This window comes from Sphingopyxis sp. GW821-FHT10B01 (assembly GCF_059415685.1).
This window is the reverse complement of sequence record NZ_JBWKNS010000003.1, coordinates 532,568-547,074: the sequence shown is the minus strand read 5'-3', so window position 1 is coordinate 547,074 and position 14,507 is coordinate 532,568. Positions and strand designations below refer to the sequence as shown.

The 14,507-nt window shown below is 64.8% G+C and carries 11 protein-coding genes; 6 read left to right on the top strand and 5 right to left on the bottom strand.

Annotated features, from left to right (window positions below; genetic code table 11):
* Positions 1 to 48 precede the first annotated feature (48 nt).
* Genes AC07NV_RS11430 through AC07NV_RS11420 form a run of 3 tightly spaced genes read right to left on the bottom strand, consistent with a single transcriptional unit; the run spans position 49 to position 2,253 of the window.
* A complete protein-coding gene (locus AC07NV_RS11430; RefSeq protein ID WP_495166467.1) occupies positions 49 to 378 on the bottom strand; it encodes a DUF3325 domain-containing protein in 330 nt (109 codons plus the stop codon).
* On the bottom strand, positions 368 to 1,972 hold the full coding sequence (locus tag AC07NV_RS11425; protein WP_495166466.1) for a PepSY-associated TM helix domain-containing protein: 1,605 nt from the start codon (positions 1,970 to 1,972) through the stop codon (positions 368 to 370). Before AC07NV_RS11425 ends, AC07NV_RS11430 begins: the two co-directional genes overlap by 11 nt.
* On the bottom strand, positions 1,969 to 2,253 hold the full coding sequence (locus AC07NV_RS11420; protein ID WP_495166465.1) for an iron transporter: 285 nt from the start codon (positions 2,251 to 2,253) through the stop codon (positions 1,969 to 1,971). Before AC07NV_RS11420 ends, AC07NV_RS11425 begins: the two co-directional genes overlap by 4 nt.
* Before the next feature lie 101 nt (positions 2,254 to 2,354).
* On the opposite strand from AC07NV_RS11420, the gene AC07NV_RS11415 reads away from it, so the two are divergent.
* Positions 2,355 to 4,676 carry a TonB-dependent siderophore receptor gene (locus tag AC07NV_RS11415; protein WP_495166464.1) on the top strand — a complete coding sequence of 774 codons (2,322 nt, stop codon included), beginning with the start codon at positions 2,355 to 2,357 and terminating at the stop codon, positions 4,674 to 4,676.
* 130 nt (positions 4,677 to 4,806) lie between these two features.
* A complete protein-coding gene (locus AC07NV_RS11410) occupies positions 4,807 to 6,342 on the top strand; it encodes a serine hydrolase (protein WP_495166463.1) in 1,536 nt (511 codons plus the stop codon).
* A gap of 175 nt (positions 6,343 to 6,517) precedes the next feature.
* Here the strand turns inward: AC07NV_RS11410 and AC07NV_RS11405 are convergent, their stop codons facing one another.
* Positions 6,518 to 8,101, bottom strand: a complete 1,584-nt coding sequence (locus tag AC07NV_RS11405) for a Na+/H+ antiporter (protein WP_495166462.1) — start codon at positions 8,099 to 8,101, stop codon at positions 6,518 to 6,520.
* A gap of 531 nt (positions 8,102 to 8,632) precedes the next feature.
* On the opposite strand from AC07NV_RS11405, the gene AC07NV_RS11400 reads away from it, so the two are divergent.
* From AC07NV_RS11400 to AC07NV_RS11390, 3 genes are all read left to right on the top strand, one after another.
* On the top strand, positions 8,633 to 9,409 hold the full coding sequence (locus AC07NV_RS11400) for an SDR family NAD(P)-dependent oxidoreductase (protein ID WP_495166461.1): 777 nt from the start codon (positions 8,633 to 8,635) through the stop codon (positions 9,407 to 9,409).
* Positions 9,406 to 10,194: an enoyl-CoA hydratase/isomerase family protein gene (locus tag AC07NV_RS11395; protein ID WP_495166460.1), complete on the top strand. Its 789-nt coding sequence runs from the start codon at positions 9,406 to 9,408 to the stop codon at positions 10,192 to 10,194. The genes AC07NV_RS11400 and AC07NV_RS11395 overlap by 4 nt, the downstream gene beginning before the upstream one ends.
* A gap of 80 nt (positions 10,195 to 10,274) precedes the next feature.
* The gene (locus tag AC07NV_RS11390) at positions 10,275 to 12,107 is read left to right on the top strand and encodes an arylsulfatase (RefSeq protein ID WP_495166459.1); all 1,833 of its coding nucleotides are present in this window, start codon (positions 10,275 to 10,277) and stop codon (positions 12,105 to 12,107) included.
* A 4-nt stretch (positions 12,108 to 12,111) separates the two neighbouring features.
* Here the strand turns inward: AC07NV_RS11390 and AC07NV_RS11385 are convergent, their stop codons facing one another.
* Positions 12,112 to 12,738, bottom strand: a complete 627-nt coding sequence (locus tag AC07NV_RS11385; RefSeq protein WP_495166458.1) for a TetR/AcrR family transcriptional regulator — start codon at positions 12,736 to 12,738, stop codon at positions 12,112 to 12,114.
* Positions 12,739 to 12,859: 121 nt separating this feature from the next.
* On the opposite strand from AC07NV_RS11385, the gene AC07NV_RS11380 reads away from it, so the two are divergent.
* Positions 12,860 to 14,506 carry a sulfatase-like hydrolase/transferase gene (locus tag AC07NV_RS11380; RefSeq protein ID WP_495166457.1) on the top strand — a complete coding sequence of 549 codons (1,647 nt, stop codon included), beginning with the start codon at positions 12,860 to 12,862 and terminating at the stop codon, positions 14,504 to 14,506.
* The last annotated feature ends 1 nt before the right edge of the window (position 14,507 follow it).

Sequence of the window (14,507 nt, the reverse complement as noted above, 5' to 3'; positions counted from 1 at the left end):
TTCCGCCAACGGTGAACGGACTTGCGGGAAACTGCCGTCCAGTGTCCGCTATCCGATGATTTCGAGCGACAGGGTGGCAAAAGCGATTGCACTTGTGCCCAGCCCCGCGAGCAAGGCCGCGCGCGGCGCGCGCGATAGTATCAGGACAAGCGGCAAGCCGGCGGCCGCCAGCATGCCGATAAATGCGACCGGTCCCTGATAGGCGCCGAAGTGGTGCACGGCTCGCCACACCGCGAGCGAGAGCAGGACCATGGCGAGGACCCGCAAGGCGTCGACCGTCGGCAGCGGCCTCAGGCCGGCGTCCCGGCGGATACGGTGGCTGGTCAGCGCGAGGCATGCGAGACCGGCGTAGGAGAGAAGCGCCGGTTCAAATTGCATCGGCCGCTCCCGTGAGCTGTGGTGCGCCGGAGGCCGATTTCCGGTTGCCGCGGCGCGCAGGGTTCGACGATGTCACTGTTGTGCGCCAGGCGGCAAAGCCGAGCAGGCCCCCCGTCGCAAGCATCGCGAGGTCGAAGGCTACAAAGAGCATGTCCCCGCGCGCGAGCGAGATGAGGAAGCCCCGGTCGGTGGTGAGGGCATTGACCAGCGGCAGAGCGAGGAATGCGGCCGCCGCAATCGCCAGCGTCTCGGTCCACGCGCGGCGGATCGGGCGGACGCACGCGATCGCCGCAAGTCCGAACCACGTCCAGAACATCACGCTGACCTCGGCCGCCGCGCGTTCGGGCATCGCCGTGGGAAGCAGGCGGTTGGCGAGCAGGAAAGCGGCCATGCCGGCAGGAAGGCAGGCGATGGCGCCCACGTTCAACCGCTCGGCTAGCCGGAGCCCGAAGAAGGGCAGGGCGTTCGGGCGCTTGCGCTTCACCGTCCACAGCATGAGCCCTGTCCCGACCATCGCCGTGCCGGCGAGGCCGAGCAGGAAATAGGTCCAGCGCAGGACAGGGCCGGCGAAGCTTCCCATATGCAGTCCGAGCATGACCCCGCTCGTCTCGGCCGCCGGGCCGGGAGGCGGCGAGGCGGATAGCCGCCGGCCGTCGACGCCCGAAAAGACGATCGATCCGCCGCGCGCGTTCAGCCTGTCCTTTGCGTTCTGGTACAGGGTGATCGTCGCGGTCGCGTCGTTCGGATTGCGGACCACCAGCGTGGCTGGCCGCCCGCCCCAGTCCTTCGATGCCGCCGCGATGAGCGGCGCAATCGGCGTCAGCGGCGCAAAGCGTCCCGAAGTCTCGGCCTCGAGGTCGTTGCCAAAGACGGCGGTTTCGAAGGTTGCCGGATCCCTGTAACTGGCCTGGATCGGCCATGGCATATACATGGCCACCAGGGTGATGAGGCCGGTGTAGGTGATCATCGCGTGGAACGGCAGCGCGATCACCGCGGACACATTATGCGCATCGAGCCAGCTGCGCTGACCCTTGCTCCAGCGCAGCGTGAAGAAATCGACGAAGATGCGCTTGTGCGTGATGACGCCCGAAATAATCGCCGCCAGCATCGCCATCGCACAGAGCCCGGCAAGCCAGCGTCCCCACGGATGCGGAATCTGGAGCTGGAAGTGGAAGCGGTAGAAATGCTCGCCCCCGCGCGTGTCGCGTGACGTCAATTCTTCGCCGGTCGCCGGGTCGAGCCGGAGTTCGGGCGGCCGCGGCGGCGGTTTTGCATTCGGATCGGGATTGGGGCGTTCGCGGACAAAGATACGCGTCGCGGTCGTACGCGTATCGGGCAGGGAGATGAACCATTGCTCGGCGGTCGGCGCGACCTTTTGCAGGTGCGCGACCGCGGTGTCCGCCGCAGTCGCGGGCGCGACCGGACGCAGGTCGATCTCGGGCTGCATCCACCGGGTGATTTCGGGCCGGAAATAGCTTGCCGTGCCGGTCAGGAACATGGCGAACAATATCCAGCCCGCCAGCAGGCCGAGCCAGCCGTGGATCCACGCCATCGACTGGCGAACACCGGGAAACTCGTTCGCGGGCTTTTTCATAGCGCGGGTCCCAACATCCACACCCAGCCCGTCGCACCCAATGCAACACCCCAGATTACAGCCATAACGCGCGCGAGGCGGGGTTCGTGAAAGGCCCACAGGATGAAGCCGGCATAGACCAGAAACGACAGGGTCATCGCCCAGATCGTCGCCTCCGCGCGATCGATCGGCGCGATCCGTGCGAAAAGCGACACGCTGCCCGCCGCCGCGGCATAACCGCCGATGATTGCCGTAAAGGCCCGCGCCGCCATGCGGCCGCTCGCGAAAAATGAACCCGCCATTTGCCCCTTCATCCTCGGCCGATCGACTGCGGCTTGCCCTAAACAGGTTATGCGACTAGCTGCAACTGCGAATCGCTATCAATAGCAAAAAGGGGCAAGTGATGACATCGAATCCGGGAGCCGGAACGCGGCCGAATCTCTCGCGGCTGGCGCTCGCTTCGGCGATGCTGGTGAGCGCGCAGCCGGCGTTCGGTGCCGAAGAAGCCGCTGACAGCAGCGGGGCCGGCGAGACGATCGTTGTGACCGGGCTTCGCGAAGCCAGCGTCTCCTCCGCGACCAAGACCGGCACGCCGTTGATCGAGACGTCGCAGACGATCACCGTGATCGACAGCGAAGAACTCGAGCGCCGGGGCGCGATCTCGCTCAATCAGGCGGTCGGTTATGTCGCCGGCGTCACGGCGAACCAGCGCGGCGGCACGGTGTCGCGGTACGACCAGATGTATTTGCGCGGCTTTGCCCCGGGGCTCTTCCTTGACGGCATGCGGCTCATCGCCGGCCCCTATTCGACCCCGCAGACCGATTTCAACCGGATCGACCAGATCGACATCATGAAGGGGCCCGCCTCGGTCCTCTATGGCAACGGCACGCCGGGCGGCCTGATCAACCTGTCGAGCAAGAAACCCGAGGCCGAGTCATTCGGCCGTTTCGAGGCCCAGATCGGCAATTATGACAATCTGCGCTTCGTCGGCGACATCAACCAGCCGCTCGATGCCGACGGCCGGTGGCGGGTGCGCCTCGTCGGCGGGTGGCAAAAGACGGACGGCTTCACCAAGCGCACCGAAAGCGAGCGCTACCACATCAGCCCGATGATCGCCTTTGCGCCCGACGACCGGACGAGCATCACGCTCATCGCATCCTATCAACATGCGCCGTCGGGCGGCGGCTATTCGGGTGTGCCCGTTTACGGCAGCGCGCTGCCGAACCCCAATGGTCCGATCGCCTATCATATCAACACCGGCGATCCGGCCTATGAGGTCTATGACCACAAGCAGAAGTCGGTGGCATTGCTGTTCCGGCGCGAGTTCAACGAACATCTGTCGTTCCGTTCGAATGTCCGGTTCCAGAACAACAAGCTGAGCTATCGCCAGATCTATGTCGGCGGCTTCGCGACCACGGGAACGGGGCTCGCCATCAACACCGATTACAGCACGATCATCCGCGGCGGCGGCGGCGCCGACGAGGATTTCGACACGCTGACGATGGACAACAGCCTGAACGCGAAATTCGAAACCGCGGGTATCGCGCACGACATATTGGTTGGCCTCGATTATCTGCGGATCACCGGCGAGAATTTCCAGCAGTTCAACACCGGCCAGACCGCCAATCCGCTGACGAGCATTCCGAACCTCAATCTTTATGCGCCGGTCTATGGTCGCGGGATTCCGAGTCTCGACCTCACATTGCTCTCGCCCGCTTACACCAACAGCTACACCACGCGCGACCAGACCGGCCTCTATATCCAGGATCAGGTGACGATCGGCCAGCTCCACCTGATCGCGAGCGGACGGTGGGACTGGTATGAGCAGCGCACCCTCAACAAGAAGAACAGGGCCCTGACCCCGCTTTCGCAGAGCGCTTTCACCATGCGTTTCGGCGCGCTTTACGCGTTAGAATTCGGCCTGTCGCCATACGTCAGCTATACCGAATCATTCGAACCGCAGGCGGGCGCCGACTATCTCGGCAATCCCTTCTCGCCGACCACGGGCAAGATGGTCGAGGCAGGCCTCAAATATCAGCCACGCGGCCTGAATGCGCTTTTCACGCTGTCAGTCTATGAACTCAAGCGGCAGAATGTCCCGGTCGGCGATCCGTTGGCGGGGACCCCGGGCCGGCCGACCAATTCACAGATACAGATCGGCGAAACGCGCGTGCGGGGGGTGGAACTCGAAGCGCGCGGCGAATTGCGCCCGGGGCTCGACCTCATCTTTGCCGGCACCTACACCGATCCGCTGATCACGCAGGGCGCGCCGGCCATACCCGCGGCGCCGCCGACGCCGACCCGGCTTGGTACCGCCGGCACGCCGTCGACCACCGGCACGGTGCCGCTCGGCGTTCCCGAATGGCAGGCGTCGGCGTTCCTCTCATATGACTTCGGCCGTGGCGGCGCTGCCGACACCCCGCTTGGGGGGCTGAGCCTCGGTGGCGGATTCCGCTATGTCGACGGCTCGCTCGGGTCGACGAGTTACAAGATCGTCAACAGCGTGACGACCTTTGAACTGTTCAAGACGAAGAGCTTCACGCTGTTCGACGCGATGGCCGCTTACGACCTTGGGCACGCAAGTCCGGCGCTCGATGGCCTCAGCATCGCGGTGAATGCGCAGAATCTGTTCAACAAGGAGCATATCGCCTCCTGCTTCTTTTCGAACAGCTGCTATTTCGGCGCCTCGCGAACCGTCGTCGGATCGCTGCGATATAAATGGTGAGGGCATAGGAAACGTCGCCGAATTGGTCAAAATTGGAAAAAATTGTCTAAACTGGACAATTATGTCCTAAATGGGTTGATTGCGCGCGAGGCTTGGTCGATGATCCCCACCATAAATGGGGAGCCAAATCATGATCTCGATTGCGCGAATCAAGCCTGCCATTCTGTCTGCCGCGATGTTGGCCTTGCTCGCCAACCCTGTCCTGGCGCAGACGGCACCCACCCCGACGCCCGCTGCGTCGCCCGCGACCCCGGACGCACTCGCAGGGCTCGACGCCTATTTCGAGAGCGCCCGGCAGGCGTGGCAGATGCCGGGCCTCTCGGTCGTGATCGTCAAAGACGACAAGATCGTCTATTCCAAGGGCTTCGGCGTTCGCGAGCAAGGCAAGCCGGGCAAGGTCGACGCCGACACGGTTTTTGCGATCGGATCGGCGACCAAGGCCTTCACGGCAGCGGCGCTCGGCATGCTGGTCGATGAAAAGAAGATCGGCTGGGACGGCGCGGTGCACGACTATATGCCGTCGTTCGAACTTCACGATCCCTATGTCACCCGCCACGCCACGGTGCGCGACCTGCTGTCGCACCGCACCGGCGTCGTCACCAATGGCGCGCTCTGGTACGGATCGGGGTTCGACCGCAAGGAAATCATCCGGCGGCTGCGCTTCCAGACCGAATCGCTCGGTTTCCGTAACCAGTTCCAGTATCAGAACGAGATGTTCATTGTCGCGGGCGAGGTGGTCTCCGCCGTTGCGGGCACCAGCTACGACCGGTTCATTGCCAGCCGCATCTTCGAACCGCTCGGCATGCGCCGGACCAGTACCAGCATCACCGACCTCAAGGGACTGGCCAATGTCGCGACCCCGCACGCGCTGGTCGACGGCCGGATGATACCGATCGACTACCGCATGATCGACAATGTCGGCGGCGCCGGCGTGATCAATTCCAGCGCGCGCGACATGGCGCAGTGGGTGCGCCTGCAACTGGGCGGCGGCACGTTCGAGGGCAAGCAGCTGATCGCCCCCGCGACGCTTGCCGAGATGCATAGCGGCCAGATCGTCCCGCGCGGCAGCGCCAGCGCAACCGTCAAGTTCAGCGAATATGGCCTCGGCTGGGGCGTGCAGGAATATCGCGGCCAAAAGATCGTCCAGCATTCGGGCGCGATCGACGGGATGCAGAGCATGGTCGCGATGATACCCGAAAGGAAGCTCGGCGTCGTCGTGCTGACCAACGGCCTGCGCACCTCGCTGACCGACGCCGTCAGGCTGCGGGTGCTGGACGCGTTTCTCGGCGGCCCGGTGACCGATCACAGCGCCGTGCTGAAGCAGGCAAGCGATAACGCCGCCCGGATCGCGCGCGAAAAGGCGGCGGCCAACGCGCCTCCGGAGATGGTGGCACCTCCCAGGCTAGCCCTCGACCGCTATGCCGGCACCTATTCGAGCGATCTGCTCGGCGAAGTCATCATCACGCTGGCCGGCGGCAAGCTGGTGCTCGCGCGTCCGGACGTCTCGGCGGTGCTCGATCATGACCGCGCCGACAGGTTCCGCACGCGGTGGAAGAACCCGGGCCAGGCAAGCATCATGGGCGAGATGCCGGTGGGTTTCAGTTTCGGCCCGGATGGAGAGATCACCACGCTGACGCTGGGCGGCGACCTGTTCAAACGCCGATAGGCACGCACGGCCGGCTCGGGCGGGCGCGACCAATCCATGGCGTCGTCTCCGTAAACTCTGGACCCCGCGGGACTGGCGCGCATCAGCCGGTCCCGCCCTACCCGTGATCAAAGGGGGCTTCGCAAGCAGCGACAGCTGTTCGTTGCTTTCTCCGCCGCCGGGCGTTCTCGGAAATCTATTCGCCGCGCTGCAAGGTCATCGCCATTTCCTCGACGTCGAGGTCGCGTTCCAGTTCGTGAAGAACCTCGTCTTCGATCAGACCCGCGCGGTGGATCCGGATCAGCTCCGTACGCCCGGCGGCGATGGCTTTGAGCAGCACGTCGAAATGCGGGCGCAGATTGTCCATTTCCGCGCTCGCATCTTCTTCGTAACGCTCCATGAACCGCATCCGCTTGCGGTGCTCTTCCAGCATCTGGGGATGGATCAGCGTCCCGTCGGCGTCATAGGCAAGCTCCTCGATGACCGCGAACCGCGCGCGCGCCATCGCCGCTTCGGCGGCGGGCATCGCCATTTTCGCGGGCGGATCGGTGTCGACGGGCTTGATGCTGCGGATAAGCGCGCCGAGGCTCGACCCTTGCGCGACAACCGTCACAAAGATGACCGCGAAGGCGCAGATCAGCATCAGGTCGCGGCCGGGCATATCGATCGGCAGGGTCAGCGGAACCGCGAGCGTCACGACGCCGCGCATCCCCGCCCAGCTCAGCACCGTCGCCTGTCGCCAGCCCAGCGGGCGCGCCCGTTTCAGGCCGGCTTTCCGGGCGATTTCGAGTATCGCCTCCGACGCGAAGATCCAGACGAAACGCGCGATGGTGACGGTCAGGACGACGGCGACGATCACAATGATCATCGACGTCGGGATTGCCTCGATTCCGCCAATACGCTCGATCGCGCCGCGCAGCGAAAAACCGATCAGGATGAAGACGAGCGCTTCGAGCACGAACACCATGATCGCCCACGCCGAATTGGCCCGCAAGCGGACAGCGGCAGGCAGGATAACATGCTGATACCAGCCCATGGCCAGGCCTGCGGTGACGGTCGCGATCACGCCCGAGACATGCGCGGCCTCGCCGGCAAGATAGGCGGCCCAGCACAGCAATATGGTGATGAGCATGACCAGCATCGGGTCGCGAAACCGTTTGGCGAGGAAGATCCAGCCCGCGGCAACCACCGCGCCGACGATCACCCCGCCGATCGCGACGGTTGCAAAGCTCTGCAAGGCCTCGCCTGTGTGGAAGACGCCGCTGAGCGTCGCGGCGACCGCGAAACGGAAGAGGATCAGCCCGGTCGCATCGTTCAGCAGGCTTTCGCCCTCCAGCAACGCTTCGAGCCGGCGCGGCAGATGCACGCCCTTCAGCACCGCGCGCGCCGACACCGCATCGGGCGGTGAGACGATCGCGCCCAGCGCGAAGCAGGCCGCCCATGGCAATTCGGGAATGATCCAGTGCACGACCACGCCGACGACCAGCGTGGTGAAGACGACGGCGCCGACCGCGAGCGACAGGATGCCGGGCAGGTGGCGCCGGAAGCGTCCGAGTGCGGTGTAATAGGCCCCGTCCATCAGCAGCGGCGGAAGAAACAGGACAAGTGCGAGTTCGGGATCGAGCGAGATCTCGGGCAGCCCCGGGACAAAGGCCAGCGCGCCGCCGCCGACGAGAAGCGCGGTCGCAGGGGGCCACCGCAGTTTCAGCGCGAGCCAATGCAATCCGATGACGAGGACCAGCAGTCCCAGAACAAGCTCGAAGGTTTCGACGGCATGCACCGGTTCAGTTCCGATGCCTGGCGAAGCCGGATGATGTCATGATTTGGTCCCCTGTTTTCGCGTTCGATCCCACGGTCCATGTGTGCCGCCGTTTGCAGCGGCGATCAATGCTGGAGATGGTTCGGGCCCGAAAGCCTGTCAGCACTTCGAAGCTATCGTCGATTATTCCGGCCTGGCAAGTAAGTGTTCCCCGGCGAAAGCCGGGGTCCAGAAGGCACAGCGTCACGCCGCGTGGGCCCCGGCTTTCGCCGGGGAACAGGATATGACTTGGCGCAAGGGAATATGCCTCAACATCCTCATATGCCGGCTCTTGGCAACGGCTTCGGGGGAAGGCGAAAAGAAGACCTTTATCCCCCGCCCGCCACGCTCGGCAGCCGCGACGGGGGATGAGGTTTGGTGTGCACAATAAGAACATTAAGGGAACAAAATGCTTCCGTCAACCCCTTTGGCCCGGATTTCCGTGACAGCGCATCAGGTTGACGTAAACGTCAATCGGCGCCAATGCAAAGCAAGCTAAGGAAAGGGACTGTGATGGCGGAGCAACCGAAATTCGATCTGTCGGGGCGCGTCGCGCTGGTGACGGGGGCCTCTTCCGGATTGGGCGCGGGCTTTGCCAGGGCTCTGGCGGCGGCAGGAGCCAAGGTCGTTCTCGCGGCGCGCCGCGCCGACAAGCTGGCCGAACAGGTTGCCGCGATCGAGGCTGCGGGCGGGCAAGCGATTGCCGTCAGCATGGACGTCACCGACGAAGCGTCGACGATCGCCGCCTATGACGCCGCCGAGGCTGCGTTCGGCACCGTCGACACGATCGTCGCCAACGCGGGCGTCGCGACTGAGAAAATGGCGATGAGCCTGTCGGTCGACGAGGTCGACTTCCTGTTCGCCGCCAATGTTCGCGGCGTCTTCCTGACCGCGACCGAGGGCGCCCGCCGTCTCGACAAGGCGGGGAGCCGCGAGAAGCAGCACGGCCGCATCGTCCTGATCGGATCGATCACCGCCGAGAAAGTCTTTCCCGCCACCTCGGTCTATGGCGCGACCAAGGCGGCGGTGCGCCATCTGGGCAAGGCGCTGGCGCGCGAATGGGCGCGGCGCGGGATCAGCGTCAATGTGATCCAGCCCGGCTATTTCGAATCCGAAATGACTGCCGAACTGTTCGAGAGCGACGTCGGCGCGCAGATGGTGAAGAGCTTCCCGCGCCAGCGCATGCGCCCGCCGAGCGACCTGCACGCACCGTTGTTGATGCTCTGCTCCGACGCCGCGCTCGGCATCACCGGCAGCGTGATCACGGTGGACGACGGGCAGACGCTGTGAGCGACCTGCTCGTCGAGGCGCGCGGCGCCGTCGAGATCGCGACCCTCAACCGGCCCGAACGGCTCAATGCGCTCAACGAAACGCTGGTCGACGAACTGAACGCCTATTTCGGCGGGCTTGCCGAGCGACCCGAGGTGCGCGTCGTCGTTCTGCGCGGCGCGGGCCGCGGCTTTTGCGCCGGGCTCGATATTCAGGAAGACCGGACGAGCGACGAGACGCCGGTCCTGCGCACGCTGCGCACCCAGACGCGCATCGGCAACATCTATCGCAAGATGCGCGCCTGTCCGCAGCCGATCATCGCGCTGGGCCATGGTGCCGCGGCGGGTGGCGGACTGTCGCTGCTGCTCGCATCCGACGTGCGCTATGCCACGCCCTCGTTCCGCGCCAACGCCGCCTATATCCGTATCGGGCTGGGCGGCTGCGACATGGCGTCGAGCTATTTCCTGCCGCGCCTTGTCGGTGCCAGCCTTGCGTCCGAAATGATCCTGACCGGCCGCTTCATCGACGCCGAGCGCGCGTTGCGCGCCGGCCTCGTCAGCGAGATCGTCGACGAAGACGCGCTGCTCGATCGCGGGCTGGCCCTTGCCGACGAGATGCTGGCGACGAGTCCCTATGGACTTCGTCTGTCGAAGCAGGCGCTCAATCTCAACATCGACGCCCCGAGTCTCGAGGCCGCGATGGCGATCGAGGACCGGCAGCAGGTCATCCTTTCGGCGACCGAGGATCATCGCGAAGCGCTTGCCGCCTTCCTCGAAAAGCGCGCGCCGGAGTATCGCGAACGATAAGATTACCGGCGGCTGACAGCACCCATTGACTCGCCATTATATTGACATAGTAAGTGTCACATCCCGAGGGGGTGGGAGTGATGGCAGTGCGCAGGAGGACCACTAAGCCGGGTCGCATAGGCGGGTCCCGGCGCGCTGCCATCATCATCTTCGGCGCCCTGATCGCGGCAACCCCCGTTCAGGCGCAACGCGCCGAAAGCGCCGCACCGCGCCATCCCAATATCGTCATTCTGCTCGCCGACGATTGGGGTTTTTCCGACGTCGGGGCGTTCGGCGCCGAATTTTCGACGCCGAATATCGACGCGCTCGCGCATGCGGGGATGCGCTTCTCGAACTTCCATGTCGCCGGGTCGTGCTCGCCGACGCGCGCGATGCTGCTGACGGGGGTGATGAATCACCGCAATGGGCTCGGCAATATGCCCGAGACGATCCCCGACGAACATCGCGGCAAGCCGGGGTACGACACGGTGCTGAACCACCGCGTCGTGACGATCGCCCAATTGTTGAAGGCCGCAGGCTATCGCACCTACATGACCGGCAAATGGCACCTCGGCAGCGACCCGACGCGGCTGCCGCACGCGCGCGGCTACGACCGCGCGTTCAGCCTCGCCGATGCGGGCGCCGACAATTTTGAACAGCGCCCGATCGAGGGGATGTACGACAAGGCGAACTGGACCGAGAACGGCAAGCCCGCGACGCTCCCCAAGGATTATTACTCGTCGCGCTTCGTCGTGCAGCGCATGATCGACTATATCGAAACGGATCGCAAAAGCGGCAAGCCCTTCCTCGCGTCGGTCAATTTCCTCGCCAACCATATCCCGATACAGGCGCCCGACAGCGACATCGCGCGCTATTCGGCGATGTACAAGGAGGGGTGGACGGCGTTGCGCCAGGCGCGGGCCAAACGCGCGGCGGCGCTCGGCGTCATGCCCGCGGGCATACCCCTCGTGACAATGCCGACGACGCCCGACTGGAACAAGCTGGGCGCCGACGAGCGTGCCGCCGCGGTGCGCGTGATGCAGGCCTATGGCGGCATGGCGACCGCAATGGACCGTGAGGTCGGCCGCCTCGTCGCGCATCTGAAGGCCACGGGCGATTACGACAACACGATCTTCGTCTTTCTCTCCGACAATGGCGCCGAGCCGACCGACCCGTTCCACAGTCTGCGCAATCGCCTGTTTCTGGGAACGCAATATGATCTGTCGACCGCGAATATCGGCCGGCGCGGCAGCTTTGCCGCGATCGGGCCAGGCTGGGCCAGCGCGGCCTCTTCGCCTCTGTCGGGGTATAAGTTCAGCGCCGCCGAAGGGGGGCTGCGCGTTCCGCTGATCATCGCCTGGCCGGGGAATGCAAGCATTCGCGCGGGCGGCATCAACAACGGCCTCGCGCATGTCACCGACATATTGCCGACATTGACCGAGCTTGCCGGCGTGTCCGGCCATGGCGGAAGCTGGCAGGGCAAGGCGGTCGAGTCCGTCACCGGACGCAGCCTCGTGCCCGCGCTGAAAGGACAACCGGGCAGCGTCCATGGCGATGCGCCGCTGGGCTATGAACTGTCGGGCAACGCGGCGCTGTTTCGCGGCGATTACAAGCTGGTGCGCAACCTCGCGCCGACCGGCGACGGCCAATGGCGGCTCTATGATCTGAAGGCCGACCCCGGCGAGACGCGCGATCTCGCAGCCGCCCAGCCCGAGCGCTTCGCCGCGATGACCGCCGACTACCGCGCCTATGCCAAGGCGAACGGCGTGCTCGACATGCCCGCGGGTTACACCGCCGACGAGCAGATCAACCGTTATGCCTTCGAACGGCAAGGCAAACCGCGGTTGATCCGCCTCGGCCTGTGGGTCGGGGGGATTGTCCTGCTGCTGGCGGGGCTGGTCTGGGGCCTGCGCCGGCGGCGGCGCGCCGCTTAGCGTATCAGTCTTCTTCGGTGATCGTCGCCATCACCGCTTCGACCATCTGCTCCATCACCATCCCGGCCTCCTCGGCCGACAGGCTCTGGTCGTGGCGCAGCGTGCGCCAGGTGTGGAACGAAAGCGCCGCGCAGAGCGCCTCGACCCGGATCCGCTTGCCGCGGACGTCCCCGGGAAGCAGGCGGAGGATCAGTTCGCGCTCCAGCATCACGACGCGGCTGTACTGGCCCATCAGAAACGGCGACTGATAGCGTTTGATGTTGGCGGCGAGGCGAAAGGGTAATGTCGTCTCGAACAGCCCGATGCGCCGCCGGACGAGCTCGCGGACATTGGCGCGCCAGGGCTGATCGGGATAGGGCGCCATGACGATCGGGGCGAGGCGTTCGGTGATCGTCGCCGCGAGCTCCGCGTACAGCGAGTCCATGTCGTCGAAATGGCGAAATACGGTGCGCAGGCCCAGACCGGCTTCTTCGGCGACGCGCGCCGCGCTGGGGGACAGATCGCCGGCGACGATCAATTCCATCATCGCTTCGACGATACGCTTGTGGCTCGATCGCCCGCGTTCGCGGCGGCCGTCGACCCGATCGGGTCCAGCCTTTGGCGCGTCCTTCTTCCTCACCCCTGTCGTCATGGCTGCCCTGCTGGCCCGGCTTTGCGCCAAGGTCAAACAATCTTGCATCGATCCGTATATAATGACACATATAGTGCCAATAGTTTCGAGAGACGCCGACAGGGCGGGATGAGGGGCGGGGATGAGGAAAAGCTGGGTTGCTCTGGGCGTGCTGGCATTGGCGGGCGCCGGCGGATATTGGGCGTTCGAGGCGAATAAATTCAGACTTCCGGGCATCGTTCAGGACTGGAAGGATCCGGTGCAGCCGAACCATACGGTTGCCTGGCAGCAGGGACCGGCACAGGTGCCCGCCGCTCTGCCGGCGGGCAAGCGCCCACCCAATATCATCCTGATCGTCGCCGACGATCTGGGCTATAACGACATCAGCCTCAACGGCGGCGGGGTCGCGGGCGGGATCGTCAAGACCCCGAACATCGACGCGCTCGCGCGCGAAGGGGTGAATTTCACGACCGCCTATGCCGCCAATGCGACCTGCTCGCCATCGCGCGCGGCGATGATGACGGGGCGCTATCCGACACGCTTCGGTTTCGAATATACCGCGGTCCCGGTCGCGTTCGCCGAGAGCGTCTCGCACGGCGAGGGGGTAGGACCGCACAAGGCGATCTTCCACAAGGATCTGATCACGCCCGGCATCCCCGATTATCCCGACATGGGCGTACCCGCAAAGGAAGTGACTATTGCCGAGGCGGTGAAGGCCGCGGGCTATCACACGCTCCACATCGGCAAATGGCATCTGGGCGAGGCACCGGCGCTGCAACCGCAGGCGCAGGGCTTCGACGAAAGCCTCGCCGTACTCGGCGGGGCCGCGATGTTTCTGCCCGAGGATGATCCCGATGCGGTGAATGCGAAGCTGCCATGGGACCGGATCGACCATTTCATCTGGGCCAATTTACGCCATGCCGTGACGTTCAACGGCAGCAAGCGTTTCCATCCCAGGGGCCATATGACCGACTATTTCGCCGATCAGGCGATGCAGGCGATCGAAGCGAACCGCAACCGGCCCTTCTTCATGTATCTGGCCTTCAACGCGCCGCACACGCCGCTTCAGGCGACGAAAGAAGATTATGCGAAGCTGCCGCAGATCAAGGATCACAAGACGCACGTTTACGGCGCGATGATCGCGCAGCTCGACCGGCGCATCGGCGATGTGATGACAAAGCTCAAGGAACTGGGGATCGACGACAACACGCTCGTCATCTTCACCAGCGACAATGGCGGCGCATGGTACAACGGGATGCCCGATTTGAACGCGCCCTTCCGTGGCTGGAAAGCGACCTTCTTCGAGGGCGGAATCCGCACGCCCTTCTTCATGCGCTGGCCGGGACATCTCGCGCCGGGATCGACCCGCACCGACGTGACGGGGCATATCGACCTCTTTTCAACCATCGCCGCCGCGGCGGGCGCGAAGCTGCCCACCGACCGGATCGTCGACAGCGAGGATATCCTCGCCGGTCCCGCAAAGCGCGCGGCGCTCTATTGGCGTTCGGGCGATTATCGCGCCGTGCGCGCCGGCGACTGGAAGTTGCAGGTGACGAAGCGGCCTGAAAGGATCCGCCTCTACAATCTCGCGGTCGATCCGACCGAAGAACATGATCTGTCGGCGCGCGAGCCGGAGCGCGTTGCCCAATTGCGCGCGATGATCGACGCGCAGAACAAGGGCATGGCCAAGCCGATCTGGCCGGGACTGGTCGAGGCGCCCGTCCGGATCGATGTGCCGCTGAATGCGCCGTGGAAAGATGGGCAGGATTATGTCTACTGGACGAACTGAG